Raw genomic sequence first — 17,267 nt, forward strand, 5'->3', positions numbered from 1 at the left:
TCGACCTTACTTCTTGCTGGCGCGATATTGCTCTTCCAGCTCTTTAAAACTGGGGCGAACACTGTGGAAAAGAACTTTACGACCAAACTCGACCGCGACCTGCGGTGGTACTCCGTTCATGGAAGCAACCAGTACCGCTTTTACACATTCGTAGGAACGGCTCTCGTCGCGTACCTTGCCCTGTAAATAACTCGCAAATGGTGCGATGAAACCGTAGGCAAACAAAATACCGAGCAATGTCCCCACCAGAGCCGCCGCTACAGCAGCGCCAATTTCCGCTGGTGGCCCACCAATTTTACCCATAGTAATAATTACCCCGAGCACAGCCGCGACAATCCCAAAACCGGGCAAACCATCTGCCGCATTCTGAATGGCACCAGGCACTACAGAGGCTTCCTGATGATGACCATCGAGCTCCTGCTCCATGAGTGACTCCAGTTCATGGGGCGCCATATTGCCTGCCACCATAATGCGCAGGTAATCGCAGATGAATTCAACGATATGGTGATCTTTCAAAATAGAAGGGTAATTAGCAAAAATAGGACTGGAGTCGGGCTCTTCGATATCACCCTCAATGGCCATCAAACCTTCACGTCGAGTTTTGTTGAGGATGTCATAGAGCAGCGTCAGCAGCTCCAGGTAAAACACCTTGTTGAATTTGGAGGGCGTCATCAATGAGCCGCCGGATTTGATAACCCCCATAGTCACCGACAGCGGATTACCAATAATCATTGCCCCGAAAGATGCTCCGCAGATAATCAATACCTCGATAGGCGACATCAGCGCCATTGGGTTACCGCCATGGACAACAAAGCCACCGATAACACAACCGAGGACAACAATAATGCCCAAAATGATATTCACGCAAAAACCCCCAATCCAAAAACAGGCTTGCCCCGAAGAGATAAGCAACCCGTGAAATAACAAAACAATTCAGGCGACAAGCTTAACAGTACCGTTTGAGTATAGGCAGCTTGAATTGAGGTTCAAGACAAGAACAGGATTTAATCCACAACAGACGACGGCAACACAGCAATTACCCCTGATTCAGATAAAGCATCGTAGAATATCGGCACCATTTTAATTTACTCGAGTATCAACCTATGAAAATTGAAGATCTCAGCCCAGCCATGCGGGAAAAATTGGAAGCCGCCGCCTTTCGTCGCTTGGTTGCACACTTGGATAGTCGCAAAGATGCGCAAAATATCGACTTGATGAACCTCGCCGGGTTTTGCCGCAATTGCTTAAGCAAATGGTATGTAGCCGCCGGAGCAGAACAACAGCTTGAGCTGGATTATGAAGACGCGCGCACACACATTTATGGTATGCCCTACAGTGAATGGAAAACACAATTTCAAACGGAAGCTTCGCCGGAACAACAGGCAAAATTTGCGCAGGAAATGAACAAAAAAGATTAGCCAACACAAATATAGAGACAATAAAAAGCCGTTGCAACTGCAACGGCTTTTAGCAGACCCCATAAGCAGTGGAGCGATTAATTGCAGGGATTATTTCAATTGATACGCTGTCACCGTATTTTTGAAAAAATTGGGCACAAACAGCTGCTGGGTATTGGGATCGTAACCGATGTCCGCCGTATTGATTTTTTGTTCGCGTGAATCGATCAACAATTCAAGACGGCCATCGCTGTGAACGTAATACACCAAGCCCACCCAGCAAGACACAATAAACTCACCGCGCTCAATCATTTCTATACCGTCAATTCCTGACTCAAACCCTTTGGCAATCACTGCACGATTTTTGTCTGCATCAACCAATATTAACTCTTGGCCAGCGCCTACCACCAGGGTAGAACCTAAGGCTTTCAGGCCATTGGCGCTGCTGACCTTATCCAAATAGAGTTCGATTTTACCATCCAGATAGCGGTGGACTTTATTCGTGCGCGTGTCAGATACAAACACCACACCGGAAGAATTTACCGTCACATCATTTAAAAAAACTGAATCGGCAACAGGAATTTTTTTGATAACTTTCTGTTTTTTGATATCAATAATGACCAGTTCGGTAATATCGGCCACATAGAGGTAATTCTCGTGCAGCGCCATACCTTTGGGCGCGTTGAGCCCGCTAATCCAGTTTTTATCGATTACTTTGCCATCGGTGGCTAATTTTGTGATGCCACCTTTGCCGTCAGCCACATCACCCTGCCCGTCAATCAATGCTACAAACAGGTAGGGCGCCTTTTTGTCGGCCACATAAAGCACTGACTCGGGCGTGGGTAAATCGATCGTTTGCCACAGTGATTCCAATTGTTTGGCAGCCTGAGCCTGAGCGCCAGCAAATAACAAACTAAATGATAAAACGATGAGCGTAGAGAATTTTTTCATGGATAAACCTCATTATGGTTATGGGTCAACACGAACACGCGCAGCAATAACACTTGTGCAACAGTCGGCGCATCCACATCTGTTTGCGCGTTCATGGTGCCACTGCTGATATACAGATCCAAAATGTTTTACATATCCTTGCGTGGCCTCACTGATTTGCCGGGCTAATCAGTGGTGTCACAGCCAGTGAAATGATTGCGCTCTGCCAGCCTAAGCTCTAACCTAGCACTTTGCTGATCAACTGAAACCTACCACTATGAAAACCAGTGTCGATAAACACGCACCCAAGTCCAAAGCCACGATTAAAGATGTCGCCAAACTGGCTGGCGTCTCGTTTAAAACCGTATCGCGCGTCATTAATAAAGAGGGTACGGTTGGGCAAGAGCTGCAGGAAAAAGTGATGCAGGCGGTCAAGGCGCTGAACTACCAACCGAATCTATCTGCGCGGTTACTGCGTGGAGCGGCCTCTTCCATCGGGTTTATTTACGACAACCCCAACAGCAACTACGTGATCGATATGCAAAAAGGCATATTGGGCGAATGTCGCCGTCAGGGTTATGAGTTGGTGATTCACCCCTGCGATTCCAAAGCCGACGACATTATCGATGAAGTGTTGAACATGGTGGATCGCAGTCAAGTAGGCGGCTTGGTGCTCACACCACCCATGTCGGAAATGCCTGAGGTACTCTCTGCACTGGGCAAACGTAAAATCCCATTTGTGCGCATTCTGTCCGGCTCGCAGCCGCCCGATAAAAAAGGCCCCTGTATTTTTATCGACGACCGCACAGCAGCTTACAAAATTACCCAATACCTGATCGACCTTGGTCACAAATCTATCGCCTTTTTAGGTGGTGAAGAAACCCATAAATCCAGTATTGAACGCTTGGAAGGCTACAAAGCCGCACTCAAAGCTAACAAAATTACACTCGATAAAAAATTAATTATCCCCGGTGAATATTCGTTTGAGTCAGGGGTAAAACGTACTCGCCAACTATTGGCATCCAACTTAAAACCTACTGCTGTATTTGCCTGTAACGACGAAATAGCCGCGGGCACTTTATTTGCCGCGCGGATTCAAGGCGTGGAAGTTCCGCAGCAACTTTCTATTGTCGGCTTTGAAGACAGCCCCTTCTCGCGTCAAGCCTGGCCCAACCTCACCACTGCACAGCAACCCAATACCACGATTGCTGAACGGGCGACCGGGCTGTTAATTGACACAATTCGCGCGCACCGCGACGTGGAGAGTGAAGGTTTTTATCCGCAGTTAATTGTGCGTGACTCCACCTGCCCAGCCCCGACTAAACGCTAGTTCAATAACTCAGATACCAATCAATAAAAAGGCCGACTTGTTGCAAGTCGGCCTTTTTGGTTTTTAGCGATACTCTAACGGAAGTGTGAATCAACGAAGTTTCAACTGCTCCAATCTTTCCAATAATTTTTGATTTTCTATTTCGATATGTTTGTAAAAATCCACATCCGACAGCTGCGAAGCAGCCGCTTCATCAATTACTAACACCACCTGTTCATGCAACTGCAAGGCCGATGCCGGGCAAGCGGCGGTTAATGGCCCTTCGACTGTTGCTTTAATTGCCTCAGCTTTATTTTCACCCGTGGCGAGTAGCACCACTTTTTTTGATTCGAGAATTGTACCTATACCCATGGTGATGGATAGATGGGGCTGGTATTCGTCTGCGCCAAAAAAACGGGCGTTGTCTTCGATAGTCGCGCGCGTTAAGGTTTTTACTCGTGTGCGAGACATAAGTGACGAAGATGGCTCATTAAAACCAATATGCCCGTTGCGACCAATGCCGAGTAATTGAATATCAATACCACCTTTGTGTTTAATGGCCGCTTCATAAATTTCGCAAGCGTTAAACGGATCTTGCGCATCACCCGGCGGAACATGAGTTTGCGCCTTGTCGATATCAACATGATCAAACAACTGTTGATTCATAAAATAGCGATAACTTTGCGGATGGCTTGATGGCAAGCCAAGGTATTCATCCAGATTAAAACTGTTCACACGTCTAAATGAAACCTGAGCATTTTTATAAGCAGCAATCAACTCTTTATAGAGTGCAACCGGCGTGGAACCCGTCGCCAAACCCAAAACTGAATCAGGTTTTTGATTAATTTGTTGGATAAAAATATCTGCACCATAACGCGCAACAGCGGCAGCATCTTTTAAAATTACAACTTTCATCGAACACTCCAGTGAGTGGCATTAACTAGAAATTTAGCACTAAGGTCAGGCAGCGGATTTTGTTGGCAGACTGTCGGAGACAGGGATGTCGACGACAAGCCTACATGGATGTATTCACGACGTGTCTGCCAACAAAATCCGCTGCCTGACCGGTCTTACTAAAGGTGCACCTGAAAATCGCCCGCCACCCAAGTATGGGTTACACGATAATCATCAGTAAAATGAACGAGATCCGCGCGATAACCGCTGGCGATACGCCCCAAATAATCATCCACCTGCATAAATTGCGCAGGGTAAAGCGAGGCCATGCGCAGGCTCTCCGCCAACTCCACACCAACCCAGGTAGTGTTCAGACGCACCGCATCTATCATCCCAATCGCACTACCCGCCAAACGTCCTTCCGCATTAACCAGGCAACCGTCTTTTTCATAAATAGTTTCGCCATAAATTTGAAACGATTTTTCCGGCGAGCCGACAGTCGACATAGCGTCCGTCACTAAATACATTTTGCCCTTGGGTTTTGCAGAGTAAGCAATTCGCGCAGACGCCGCATGCACGTGATAGGTATCAATAATAATTCCGCACCAACTGTTAGCGTCCTCAAGTGCAGCCCCCACGACTCCGGGTTCACGACCAGTAGTCGGGCGCATCGCGTTATACAAATGCGTAAATCCGGAGAGTCCTTCTTTTAGCGCATTGACTACCGATTCGTAATGCGCATCCGTATGACCCGCACAGATAACTACACCGGCCGACGTTAATTGTTTAATTTGACCGGGCGCCGCATGCTCGGGCGCCAGCGTGAGCATCACTTTAAAATCGTGCTGACCTTTTACCGAGGCCACCAACCAATCAATATCCGCCTGCTCCATTGCGCGAATGTAGCGCTCGTTGTGCGCACCGCGACGTGCCATATCAAAAAACGGCCCTTCCACATGCACGCCAAGAACACCTTTCATACCAGCAGCAACCGCATCCGCCACCGCTTTTACACCGGCCTGATGCACCTCACGGGTATCGCTAATCAAGGTTGGCAGCAGCGATGTAGTGCCGGTCGGGCGATGACCATCGAGTATGGTTTGAATGGCACTGACACTGGTATCGTTAGTAAAAAATGCCCCACCGCCGCCATTTACTTGCAGGTCAATAAAACCGGGCGCCAGCACACCACCTGCCAGCAGTGTTTGCGGAATGGATGAATCCAGTTGCGCACGTGGTAGCAGCGCGTCAATTTTTTCGCCCGCGAGTACCAGCGCGTAGTCATCCAGAAATTCTTCGCCGGTAAAAATGCGTGCACCGACCAAAGCTTGTTTCATAAAAACACCTGTGAAACGGTTTAACGCCTAAAGTAAAAAGACGTTTTTTAGAGGCTAATAATAATATTGCGCTTATGCAGCACCCAAGCCACACACCACAGAATCAATACCATCAGCAGCGCAAACAATAATGAGGCCAAATAGGGATCAGCAAAAGTGCAGAAGACCGCATAAAGTGCCGCATAAGCCGATTCACCACCCACTGGAATTAAATACAAGGTTGTAGCCAACAAACCCGACAGCACATAAATAAATAAGGGGTTTTTGCCAATAATTTCAAAAAAATGATAAACCGGTTTAACCACGCTTGCCGCCGCAGATTGTTCAAGTTTAACCAGCAATAACAGCAGCAGGATGGCAACCCCGCAGGTCAATACCACAAAAGAACTGGTCCAGAGTGATTTATTAATCGGGAACAACAAATTCCACACCAGCGCCAAACCAATCAATAACAGTGCTGTAACAAATAATTGGCTTAAGGCTTTTGCTTTATCCTCACTCGCCAGCAATAGCCGCGTCGCTTCAAAGCCAATAATCACATTTACAATAGAGGGAGCAGTGCTGAGGATGCCTTCCGGATCAAAGGCTAGCCCCTTGCCTTGCCACAAATGATTTGCACCCAATACTGCCAAATCAAATTGACGCACCAGGTTATGTTCAAGGCTGTAAGGGTCAGCAGCGACATTTAGCAAACCCCAATAGCCAAGCAATAAGATCGCACTCATCACTACCCGACCGGTAAAACCAAAACATAAAATAATAAATGCCGCAAAACCGTAGGCAATCGCAATGCGCTGCAACACCCCCATCACCCGCCAATTTTCAATGTTGCTGGTAAACGGATAAGCCGAGAGCAAAACACCAATCACAAATAACAGCACCACACGGCGCAGAATTTTTTGTGCTTGTGCCGCAGGCGCAAGCTGACGTAAACCACGCATAGCGAAATACATGGAGGAGCCAACGATAAACATAAAGAAGGGAAAAACAAAATCGGTAGCTGTGGCGCCATGCCAATCAGCGTGCAATAAAGGGCCGTAAACAAAACTCCACGAACCCGGTGTGTTGACCAGAATCATCAACGCGAGGGTCAAACCACGCATTACATCCAAAGCCTGAAAACGTTGTTTGACCACCGGATACCTCGCAGATGATAAAAATAGTTCCAAAAAATAACTCGCGATGAATTATTTCCAGCTGCGCAGTTTGTATCCTTTTGCTGCGTAATAAAGAATGAATAAATAACAGGGTGTCATTACGATGTATGCAGTCTGACGATCCACAATAGTGGACGCCGCACCTAAAATAACCGGCACTACCGCACCACCGGCGATTGCCATAATTAATAGCGCCGAACCAGTTGCAGTGTATTTACCCAGACCGCTCAGCGCCAAAGGCCAAATAGCTGGCCATACAATGGCATTGGCAAGCCCCAGCAGCGCAATACACAAAATAGTGTTGGGAATAGCGGGCATACCCAGGAATGAAAAAAGCGATGAAATAGAAGTGGATTCGTTGCTACCAAACACAATTGCCAAACTGATAAATACCCCCAACACAGCGGAGACCAACAGCATATTTTGTTGGGAAATTACCCGCGGAATTAACACTATGCCAAGAATGTAACCAAACACCATACAGGCCATAGTGATAGAGGTGAGGATAGAAAAATTGGTATAGCCAATACTGCGCCCATAGGAGCCAATGGTATCGCCTGCGATCACCTCCACGCCCACATACAAGAACAGCGCGACAACACCCAACACTAAATTCGGAAACTGAAACACTTCGCGTAGCGGCAGCTTTTCTTCTTTACTTTCATCCAAATCCAATTCTGGCAGCGACGAAATTCTTACCAAAAAGGCAACAATACCAATCACTAACGCCATGTAGATATAGGGTAATACAAGGTTATCCGCGAGCTGTTCGATTTCTTCGGGGCTTGGTGTTTTTGATGCGGTGCCACTCATGCCACCAAGAATCAAAGCGGTAAATACCAAGGGCGCCACAATGCCTGCCGATTTATTCAAGATCCCCATAATACTGATACGGCGAGCAGCAGACTCCTCCGGCCCCATTTTTACTACATAGGGATTAACGGCAGTTTGCACTAACGTTTGGCCCGCCCCCATCATAAATTGCGCAACTAAAAACAACAGAAACCAATGGGATTTTGCAGCGGGAATGTATAACAGCGCGGCAGATGCCATCACCGCTAAACCAATGGCCATCCCATTTTTATAACCGACTTTGCGAATCACCCAGGATGAGGGCAAAGCAAAAACCGTTACTGCAATGTAAAACGAAAATAAAATAAATGATGCTTGAAAAGGCGTCAGGGTTAGTACCAACTCCAGGTACGGCATCAGAGAACCGTTGAGCCAGGTTACAAAGCCAAAAATAAAAAACAAACCGGCAATCATCGCCAAGGGAATTAAGTTGGATGACTGCTTGGGTACCGCCATAGTTTCGACTGACATAGTAAGTAACCTGCGCTAGTGGGTTTACATTGGGTTCTTATGTTTTTAGGTAAGGCTATTGGTACTGACCGAATTCATTGTTTCGTGGTTTTTATGAGCCCCCGTGTTTGCGGGCAAGACAAAAATCTATTTGCTAGAGATTTCCTGAACATTAAATTGCTGCTTGGCAAAATAGACAGCGCCGAATTCTGGTTGATACAACGCAGGCGAAAGGTTGTCCGCCATGTCTTTGTCCATCCAGGGAATAAGGCGCGGCGCCAAACCACCAATAATCGACATACGACCAGGCTGGGTTGCCCATAGGCGACGAGCTACAGCGCTCATATAAGCAGCGCCTTCTTTTACAATACTCATTGCAACTTCATCGCCCGCATCTGCAGCATCCACCACAAAAATGGCAAATTTGGCGTAATCACCTTGTTTGGCACCAAACATTTTGTCCACGATCATCACACCCTCAGCCTGCAAAAAACTACTAATGCTGTGGCTCAAAATAGTGGCCGGGCCAAGGTTGTCGTAATCGAGCAGCACGGCTTTAATCGCTTCCAATCCCATCCAGGCACCGCTGCCTTTATCGCCGATTGGAAAACCGTGACCGCCTAAAAACAACGACGCATTATTAACGTAGGAATAACCACAAGAACCTGTGCCTGCAATCATCACCGCTCCTTCATCACTGTTGTGAGCACCAAGGCAGGCGATATGCAAATCGGTAGTGAGAAACATTTTTTTGAAGGGATGCTGCCAATCGCTCATCACTTCATAGAGACTGGGAACATTTACACCCGCAAGACCCGCGCCCGCAATCAACTGCCCCATCACAGCAGGTGGTAAACCGGCATCGATAAGAGCCAGTTCGGCGGCAGTGCGAATAGAATCTTTAGCTTGCTGTACACCATGGAAAGGGTTAGCCGGGCCGCCAACGCCAGTGCCTAGCACTTGTAAATCAGCGGTCATGATACTGGCACGACACTTGGTGCCGCCGCCGTCAATCCCGATGTACAAGGTCTGCTCGCCACGCGGCATTTTCACCATGATCTACCTCTTTATTTTTAAATATAAACTTTGGCTCTTACAGCGCCACGCAACCATGCCAAATGCTATTTAAAGTCTGACAGTGGAATGGTCGCATATTTCCATGTCCAGCTGCGACAAAGGTGGTTATTTAAATCCAATCCGGATTCAAAAAAGGTTAGCGCCCTTTCGGGCACTAACCACAAGACCACTACTACAGCTCTAGAGAACTCATGCCCGCTGACACCACACAGGATATGGAGAGCTACCCCGCCCGGCTTTCATCATCGGACAGGATTAGATTACGCCTTGCGGACAACGTTGTCAAAGAAATAAAGAGTATTTTGGAAATTTTTTATTGGCCAGCCAATTTATGGCCACAGAAGCAGGCAACACTATTATTGGCAGTGCAGTTTTCAGGTTATTGGAAGATTCACCAAACTGAAATTTTTATAAAAAATAGCGTAAGAAATGTTAGATTTTTTTCAACCCATATTGTTTGATTTTATTAATAAGATCGCGATGTTTATCGAGCTTTAGATTAAGCTCTGTAAATCTCCTGGAGCACTGCCCTGTTAAATCCGGATTTTCGCTTTCACGATGGACAGAGCTGGTTTTAAAGTCCATTCCGTAGAGCACATAGAGATAATTTTCCCAATGAAAAATCCCCAATTTATTGGGAAAATCATAAGTATTGGGTGTGCGCCAGCGCCACGACTCCAGCTTTTCCTGCAAGGAGTCAGGAACCCCATTTAACTCTCGGTTATCATTCCAGAAATCACTGTCTGTACGATCTGAAATGCAATAATGCAGCTTGATAAAGTCGACCACATTGTCCCAAGCTGCTCGCACTATCTTATTGAACTGTTTGGCGACCACTGGAAAAGTTGAGGAGGATGAAGGAATTAATTCGGCGAGCATTTTGGCGGTTGCATCAAACATCAATAAACCCGTCGCCTCCAAAGGCTCAACAAATCCTTGGGATAAACCAATTGCAACACAGTTTTTTTGCCAAAACTTTTCCCGATACCCTACCCGCATAGGAATTTTTCTAAAATTGACATCATTCTCCTGCAGCCCTAGATAACGCGCAAAATCCTGTTCCGCAGCACTATCAGTTGTATGCGAGGAAGAATACACATAACCGGCACCACGACGCGAACTCAAGCCTATATCCCATATCCATCCAGCCTTTTTCGCTGTCGCCAAGGTACTGCAAGGAATTGGCGCTTCGGCTGATTCATAGGGAATTTGATAGGCCAGCGCAGTATCAACAAATAAAACACCACTCTTGTCGACAAAGGGAACTCCGAGTGATTTCCCCAAGAGTAACGACGAAAAACCGGAGCAATCAATATATAAATCTGCTCTTAGCTGTCCTAGTTGTTTAGTGACCAGAGATTCTATGTCACCCATTTCAGTTATTTTTACCTGTTCGACATCGGCTTTTAAATGTTTAACTGCGTATTTTTCAGTCGCATTTTTCATTAAAAGCTGACTGAATTTAGCCGCGTCAAAATGGTACGCATAATTTGCAACACCGGCGTATTCCGGCTGGGTAATGAGCTTCGGCCCCAGACCCACATCACATAGATGCCCCTGAATAGAGACCATATCAGTAAATGGAATTTCCGGCCTAGCACTCGCCAACCATGAATAAATTTGGTCTGGCGACCTCAGCTCTGGAAAGTCAAATACATGATGATAATAATTTGGGGCTGACTGTTGATTCCAACCAATAAATTTTACACTTTGCTTAAAAGTTGCATCACAATGGCGAATTAATTCAGTTTCAGAAATACCCAGGTATTTCAGCGATTGTCTTATGGCGGGCACAGTGCCTTCACCGACACCGATAGGTGGGATTTCGTTGGAATCGATCAGAGTAATTTGCGGACTAAATTCTGTTGATGCACTAAATCGTTTGCCCAAATGATTGGCGCACAACCATCCTGCTGTTCCACCTCCCACTATAATTATTGATGACACTGTCATATCCAAGACTCTTTACAGAAGGTTATTGCAACTGGGAAATCAGCCATTTTTTTAGTCGTTCCATAGCTTTTTCATTTATTTCTCCCATGATGCCTCTTTTATCCTGCGGTAAGTGTCCCGCCATTTCGTCGCTCTCTTGAAATACATAATAATCAAATATTTCTTTCCAGGATTTTTTTTCAGAAGGAGAAAGCTTTTTCATCGCCAACATGCTCATAAGCATTGCGGCATGAGGATAAGGTGGCGCCATGCCGCCACCGATAGATCCACCACACCAATAATTAATCAACGCGTTTATCTCACCCAAGGCTTCAACGTGGTGCCACCATAAGGTAGGAATAAATAATCCATCTCCTGGCTCCATATCAGCAACAAGCGCATTATCAAGCGCATTCCGTAAAAGCGGAAACTTATCAAAATCAGGATTAACAAGTGAGGCCATACTGACAGTCGCTCCCGCTGGAGTGAACTCTAAAGGGCCAACGTACAAATTCTTAATTTGATGAGGAGGGAAGAGTGTGAATCTGCGCCTGCCGGCGACAACACACGCTATATTATCTGCATCATCATAATGTGCACCAACAATAGTTTTGTTGCCAATCCAAATGCGCGGACGAAGTTTCTCGCCCATAACCGTCATAGTATTTTCAATATTCACGCCTGGAAAATGATCATCAATAAACGCGCTCTGTATGGATAAAAAAGCGGAGTTTCTGTTTCTGAAACTTAACAGGCGATCGGAAAATTCGCGAAAACTTGATTGTTTTCGTTCAAAGTTAAAACCTTGCAATGTATCGTTATAAAAAATATAACCATTCGTTGAAAAGGGAGCCTCCAATGTATTGACCAATCCAGGCGATGCTTTGCTGCACAAATAGTTAAAAAGGCATTCATCCGACTGACTCGCTGCATTGACTATAGGCCAAGACTTAACAAGCCCTTTCAATAGCACAGGAACAGATTTCTTTTTTAGAAGCTCATAAAGCGCTGGAGACTGCCATTCATGGAAAATCTCTACTTTTGGAAGCTGGTCAATGATAGATATCATGATTATTCAGCGCGTTTTTTTAATTTAAAATCGATCAAGCGCTGGATATGTCCAAATGACAGCAAATGAGAATAAATTAAACTAAAATAATTATTGCGCTGAATAAAAATAATGGTTTCATCATCCAGTTCGCTCAAAGCCTTTTGGCTTACTCTATATATCCCACCAAGAATACTTTGATCATTACCCAAGTTAATTTTTAGCTCTACAGGCTCAATTAAGCCTTTCTTAAAAAGAAACTCCATAAATTTGTAAGTATTTACTTCCTGATCCATCAATTTAGAAAGATCATTTATTTTTCGAATGGTTAATTCTGTTGGTTCCCCAGTCGAATGAAACAAGCGCTCCCCCTGCTTACCAACCAGCTTACTATCCATATCAATACATAAACTTAAATTTCCAGTACCTTCATTAAGAACAGCAGAGAATGGATATCTATAAATTGAAGCCGGAACATAGGTTGATAGAGCACCTTTATTGCTGAAAATTAGATTTTCATTTTTCTCTAACCCCACCAATCCAGCAGCGCGAAACTCTCCTGTAACGGGATCTTTGACAAATACGACAGGGAAATTAACTGCTGCATAAATAAATTCATCAGCAACCAAAGGCACAAGATTCGCATTCTGAACATGTTCAAAACTCAACTTGTTATACACACATAAGTCTACGTGTAAACTTTTATCCAAAAGTTCTATATTTGCCATCACAACACCTATTGAAAACTCATTTAAAACCTATTTCATTTGCAATAAAAAAGCCGGACAAGTGCCCGGCTTTTTATTAAACGCTAGGCCATTTCATTAGAAGGTATAACGTATACCAGCAGTGAAACGACGACCATTTTCATAAATAGACATCAGACGAGACTCATTATCATCAGCATATTCAGTTACTTCTTCATCTGTCAGGTTAAGAGCTTCAAAGTTCAGGCTCAAACCTTCCATCAGATTGAAGCTGATGGTTGCATCCACTTGACCAAAGTCATCGTTAAATAAGTCATTACCGTTGCTATGCTTACCTTTGTACCAGTCAGTACGGAAGTTATACATAACACGAGCACTTAACAAGTCGTTCTCATAGAATCCAGACAGGTTATACATGTTTTGTGAAACGCCTGGAGTGTAAGCTTCAGGGTCATCATTTTCTGCATCGGTATAAGTGTAGTTAGCTGTTAAACCAAAACCATTTTCAAAGGTATGTGTCGCAGCCAACTCAAGACCAGAAACCGTGCCACCTTCAGCATTAGTTGGCTTATTGAATGCCACATCAACCATAGTGTTGTCTTCTTCACGCAAACGAGGTTCAACATAAGTTTCTGTACCAATGTATGAACTAATATCTTTGAAGAAGTAAGCAGCAGATACGATAGATGCATCAGCCAAATACCACTCGTAAGACAAGTCGTACTGGTTAGCAAACGTTGGCTTCAGCAATGGGTTGCCAGCAGAACCCGTTGGGTTAGGAACGTTCAATGCGCCAGCAGTCTCGTAAGCAGAAAGTGATGCCTGATTTTGACGAGCCATCACACGACCAGCACTAAAGCGCAAGGCCATCTCATCATTCAGATCATATTTGATGTTCACGCTAGGGAGGATTTCACTGTAATCGTTATCTACTGTTGTCCAGTTCACAGTATCTGTAGGTGGAGATATCAAGGCAGCCCATGCAGGGTCAATTTCGTCCACGTTAACGAGCTGCAAACCAGAGCCGGTGTAGTCATAACCACCTGAAGTTTGCGAGGTATCAACATAACGTAAACCCACGTTACCGCTGATAGAGTCAGATTCGAAATCACCCTGCACATACAATGCAGTGATATCCTCTTCAACAGTCCAGATCTCAGGCAAGTTATTCCAGATAGCATAAGTAGCAGGACGACCATTCAATCCAACAAATGCAATCTCTTCCATTACCGCACGGTTTTGCTTAACTACGTCAAGGAAATTTCCACCTACAGGTGCATCAACACTCTGCACACCTAAAGAATTCAGGTCACAAGTTGCCAAATTTGGGCACTGGTCAAAGACGTACCACATATAGCCACCGTTATCACCAACCGGATCAGCATGCCAACTGTAAGCATGACGGTCTTGTGTACGCTCTGCATCACGTAATTTTGCACCCACTTTAATGGCATTAAATGCACCCAACTCAACAGGGAACACCAAATCTACTTGAGCATATGTCTCTTCATCGGTAGTTGGCTTAGAGCCACCCCAAATCCAACCAGCACCAAAGGCAGAAGCATCTGCTGGAGCAGGGTCTGACACCAGACTTGGCGCAGTCAGGTCAAAGCTTGCACTTGAACCAGCGGCAACATATTCCCATGACGTCTCACGGAAAGTACCGCCTTCAGCCTCGGTATAACCAACAATACCAGTCAATGTAAACGCATCAGTTTCGTATTTGGTTTCAAAATTGTAAGACTTGGTTTCGGTGCTTGAAACACGGTTAATCCAGTTCACACCTACATTCACAGAGTCGGACTCGTTAGCAACCACGCTACCATTTTCGATGGTGGCGCCAGAGATATCAGTGATTGGCCAAACCAGCCAGTTAGCATTTTGGTTGTTTGCATCCATTTTGGAATTCAACAAATTCAAAGTCATAGTCAATGAATCTATTGGCGCAGCCTGGAGGGAAACAAATGCTGTTTCACGCTCACGGCTTTGCTCAAAGCGCGGAACACCCATCGGCTGGCTAGGAGCAGATACACCATTGGCATTTTCAGCACCCCAGCCCAACACCTCAAAACCTTCACGAACAACTGAACGATCTTGCTTGGTGTAAGAAATCAACGCTCCCAAACTTTCTGCATCGTTTTTCCAAGAGTACTGCGCAGCTATTTGCGGATCAGTTTTTTCTGAAGTCTCTTGATATTGACCTTCGAGAGACACAGTAAAGCTGTTAGCTTCTTGCTCAAGCGGCTTGCGGGTCTTGATAATTACAGTACCACCCAAAGAACCTTCTTCCTGAGAAGCTTCGGGGCTCTTATGTACTTCAACAGTGCCGATAAGAACGGATGGCAATAAGGTGTAGTTAAAACTGCGGTTTGGGTTATCCAGAATGAACCAGTCAGCTGATGCTACGGTTTGGCCATTCAATAGTGTACGGTTGTAATCTGAACTAGTACCACGAATATTTACTTTTTCGCCTTCACCAAACTCACGACTGACATTCACACCAGGGATACGAGACAGAGACTCTGCCGCGTTGCGATCCGGAAACTTACCAATATCTTCCGCGTTAATTGCATCCACTACAGTGGCAGCATTACGTTTAACATCAATTGATTGCTTGAGCGATCCACGGATACCGGTTACCAATACTTCTTCCGGCTCTGCACCCGCATCTTGTGCATTAGCAGTTACTGCAAACCCCATCATCGCAACGGCTGCAACAGAACCGAGCATGATTGCACTTTTGTTGGCTAGCTTGATCGCGTCACTTAACTTATTACGCATGGTTAATCTCCCGAGATTGGTACTTTTATGTGTATTGATAACGATTAAACCTTTTCGAAAATCGCCGCCCCAAGACAACGTTGTCGATGAATCAACACTATCCAGACCAGACAACGTTGTCAACAACTTTGTAAATCCGCGTAAAAGAAAGTAAATCAATGGCTGCTGTGGAGTTTTAGAAGAAATCTATTACAAATCAAATGATTAGATTATTTATGTGCCAAACACCGCAAAAAAAATTATTTTTGTTGTTACCGAAAAAACATTACGAAAATACACACCTGAATTTCCAGGCATAAAAAAAGCCGCAAAAATGCGGCTTTTTTCAGGCTTTAACGCCCACCTACTTACGCACAACAATAACTCACTGGGTAATAAGGCGTGCACGCAATTGGCGCAAACTTGCCTTCACGCTGCGCGCATTTTCGGGGCCCATGCGCAGCATTAATTTGTGGGTTTGTGGTAATTGTTCCAGTGCCGGGTCAGCGTATTGATAAAACACTTTTGGACGAACTAACAATAAGTCGCCTTGATGATCTGGCGCTGCCAAGATGTTATCAATCGCTGCAATCAGCACGCTGTGGAAATTCGGTTTTTTCAAACCTAATTCGCGAAAGGCTTCTTCGAGTAAAGGATAAAAACGACGGTACACGGCAATTGCTGCATCGCTATCAATTAACGCCAAGGTAGTGACATAGGTTTCATAACGCTGGTAATTGTTGGTGGATACGCGCTCCTGCTCAACCGCTTCGCCTTCAATCATCACGGTAAAACTATCCACAATAAATGGTGGCGGTGGTGATATGACCGGGCGGTATTCGTGAATGACTTTACCCTCGGAAAGATTGTTCACAGCCAATACAAATTTACGAATCAATTCCTGCGGCACCAGTAATTCAATGAGCCCTTCGCCGCGCAATTGCATTAACGCCGCCAATACACTGCTGTCACTCTCGCCGAGTGCTGGTAGCGGCTCAACTTCAATTACTTGGGCCGGTGGTTGATATTCTTCGATGGGCGCCTGTTCCGCCGGAACGCTACTGGCAGTAACAGCCGTTGGGGTGGTAGCGCCAGGCGTTACCTGCGTAGGGGTAATTGCAGGGCCATCATCGCGCAGGAACATAAAGGCAAGGCCCAGCGCAATCAAGGCAATGACTACGGTAACAATCATGGCAGTAGACGAAGATTTGGGACGGGGCTGGTAATCATCACTCATGGCAAACCCTTTTGTTGGTGACTTGTTGGTAATGGTGGATAACACGAATTAATGGGCGATTATGGCGCAATACCTATAGGCCTGACAGCCTCCTTGATACAGGGTTCCCAACTTTTACTGACAACCGCTAGACTGACGGCTATTTCTGGCCTGTTCAGCGTTGAAGATTTTAAGGATTTC

The 17,267-nt window shown here is 45.5% G+C and carries 14 protein-coding genes; 2 read left to right on the forward strand and 12 right to left on the reverse strand.

Features of this window, described 5'->3' with window-relative positions:
- Positions 1 to 6 precede the first annotated feature (6 nt).
- Positions 7 to 864, reverse strand: coding sequence for a flagellar motor stator protein MotA (gene motA / locus NNX04_RS08840; protein WP_040392543.1), 858 nt, complete (start codon positions 862 to 864; stop codon positions 7 to 9).
- A gap of 239 nt (positions 865 to 1,103) precedes the next feature.
- On the opposite strand from motA, the gene NNX04_RS08845 reads away from it, so the two are divergent.
- On the forward strand, positions 1,104 to 1,418 hold the full coding sequence (locus NNX04_RS08845; RefSeq protein ID WP_007643234.1) for a DUF1244 domain-containing protein: 315 nt from the start codon (positions 1,104 to 1,106) through the stop codon (positions 1,416 to 1,418).
- A 90-nt stretch (positions 1,419 to 1,508) separates the two neighbouring features.
- On the opposite strand, the gene NNX04_RS08850 is transcribed toward NNX04_RS08845, so the two are convergent.
- Positions 1,509 to 2,348: a GTP-binding protein gene (locus NNX04_RS08850; protein WP_261948176.1), complete on the reverse strand. Its 840-nt coding sequence runs from the start codon at positions 2,346 to 2,348 to the stop codon at positions 1,509 to 1,511.
- Between the two features lie 256 nt (positions 2,349 to 2,604).
- On the opposite strand from NNX04_RS08850, the gene NNX04_RS08855 reads away from it, so the two are divergent.
- A complete protein-coding gene (locus NNX04_RS08855) occupies positions 2,605 to 3,657 on the forward strand; it encodes a LacI family DNA-binding transcriptional regulator (RefSeq protein ID WP_151058764.1) in 1,053 nt (350 codons plus the stop codon).
- A 90-nt stretch (positions 3,658 to 3,747) separates the two neighbouring features.
- Here NNX04_RS08855 and nagB read toward each other — a convergent pair whose 3' ends face one another.
- The 10 genes from nagB to NNX04_RS08905 form a co-directional block, all read right to left on the reverse strand.
- Positions 3,748 to 4,551, reverse strand: coding sequence for a glucosamine-6-phosphate deaminase (gene nagB / locus NNX04_RS08860; RefSeq protein ID WP_261948177.1), 804 nt, complete (start codon positions 4,549 to 4,551; stop codon positions 3,748 to 3,750).
- 158 nt (positions 4,552 to 4,709) lie between these two features.
- Entirely contained in the window at positions 4,710 to 5,867 is a 1,158-nt protein-coding gene (gene nagA / locus NNX04_RS08865) for an N-acetylglucosamine-6-phosphate deacetylase (RefSeq protein ID WP_261948178.1), read from the reverse strand.
- Positions 5,868 to 5,914: 47 nt separating this feature from the next.
- The gene (locus tag NNX04_RS08870) at positions 5,915 to 7,003 is read right to left on the reverse strand and encodes an acyltransferase family protein (protein WP_261948179.1); all 1,089 of its coding nucleotides are present in this window, start codon (positions 7,001 to 7,003) and stop codon (positions 5,915 to 5,917) included.
- Between the two features lie 51 nt (positions 7,004 to 7,054).
- Complete coding sequence (gene nagP, locus NNX04_RS08875; protein ID WP_261948180.1) at positions 7,055 to 8,347, reverse strand: N-acetylglucosamine MFS transporter NagP; 1,293 nt, start codon at positions 8,345 to 8,347, stop codon at positions 7,055 to 7,057.
- A 126-nt stretch (positions 8,348 to 8,473) separates the two neighbouring features.
- Positions 8,474 to 9,382, reverse strand: coding sequence for an N-acetylglucosamine kinase (gene nagK / locus NNX04_RS08880; protein ID WP_261948181.1), 909 nt, complete (start codon positions 9,380 to 9,382; stop codon positions 8,474 to 8,476).
- A gap of 453 nt (positions 9,383 to 9,835) precedes the next feature.
- A complete protein-coding gene (locus NNX04_RS08885) occupies positions 9,836 to 11,356 on the reverse strand; it encodes a tryptophan halogenase family protein (RefSeq protein ID WP_261948182.1) in 1,521 nt (506 codons plus the stop codon).
- Between the two features lie 22 nt (positions 11,357 to 11,378).
- Positions 11,379 to 12,404: a cupin-like domain-containing protein gene (locus NNX04_RS08890; RefSeq protein WP_261948183.1), complete on the reverse strand. Its 1,026-nt coding sequence runs from the start codon at positions 12,402 to 12,404 to the stop codon at positions 11,379 to 11,381.
- A gap of 2 nt (positions 12,405 to 12,406) precedes the next feature.
- Positions 12,407 to 13,111, reverse strand: a complete 705-nt coding sequence (locus NNX04_RS08895) for a SapC family protein (protein ID WP_007643267.1) — start codon at positions 13,109 to 13,111, stop codon at positions 12,407 to 12,409.
- Between the two features lie 96 nt (positions 13,112 to 13,207).
- Entirely contained in the window at positions 13,208 to 15,871 is a 2,664-nt protein-coding gene (locus tag NNX04_RS08900) for a TonB-dependent receptor (protein WP_261948184.1), read from the reverse strand.
- A gap of 364 nt (positions 15,872 to 16,235) precedes the next feature.
- Positions 16,236 to 17,087: a DUF3014 domain-containing protein gene (locus NNX04_RS08905; protein ID WP_225318441.1), complete on the reverse strand. Its 852-nt coding sequence runs from the start codon at positions 17,085 to 17,087 to the stop codon at positions 16,236 to 16,238.
- Positions 17,088 to 17,267 lie beyond the last annotated feature (180 nt).

Origin of the sequence: Cellvibrio sp. QJXJ (assembly GCF_024452345.1) — a bacterium.
Lineage (GTDB): Bacteria > Pseudomonadota > Gammaproteobacteria > Pseudomonadales > Cellvibrionaceae > Cellvibrio.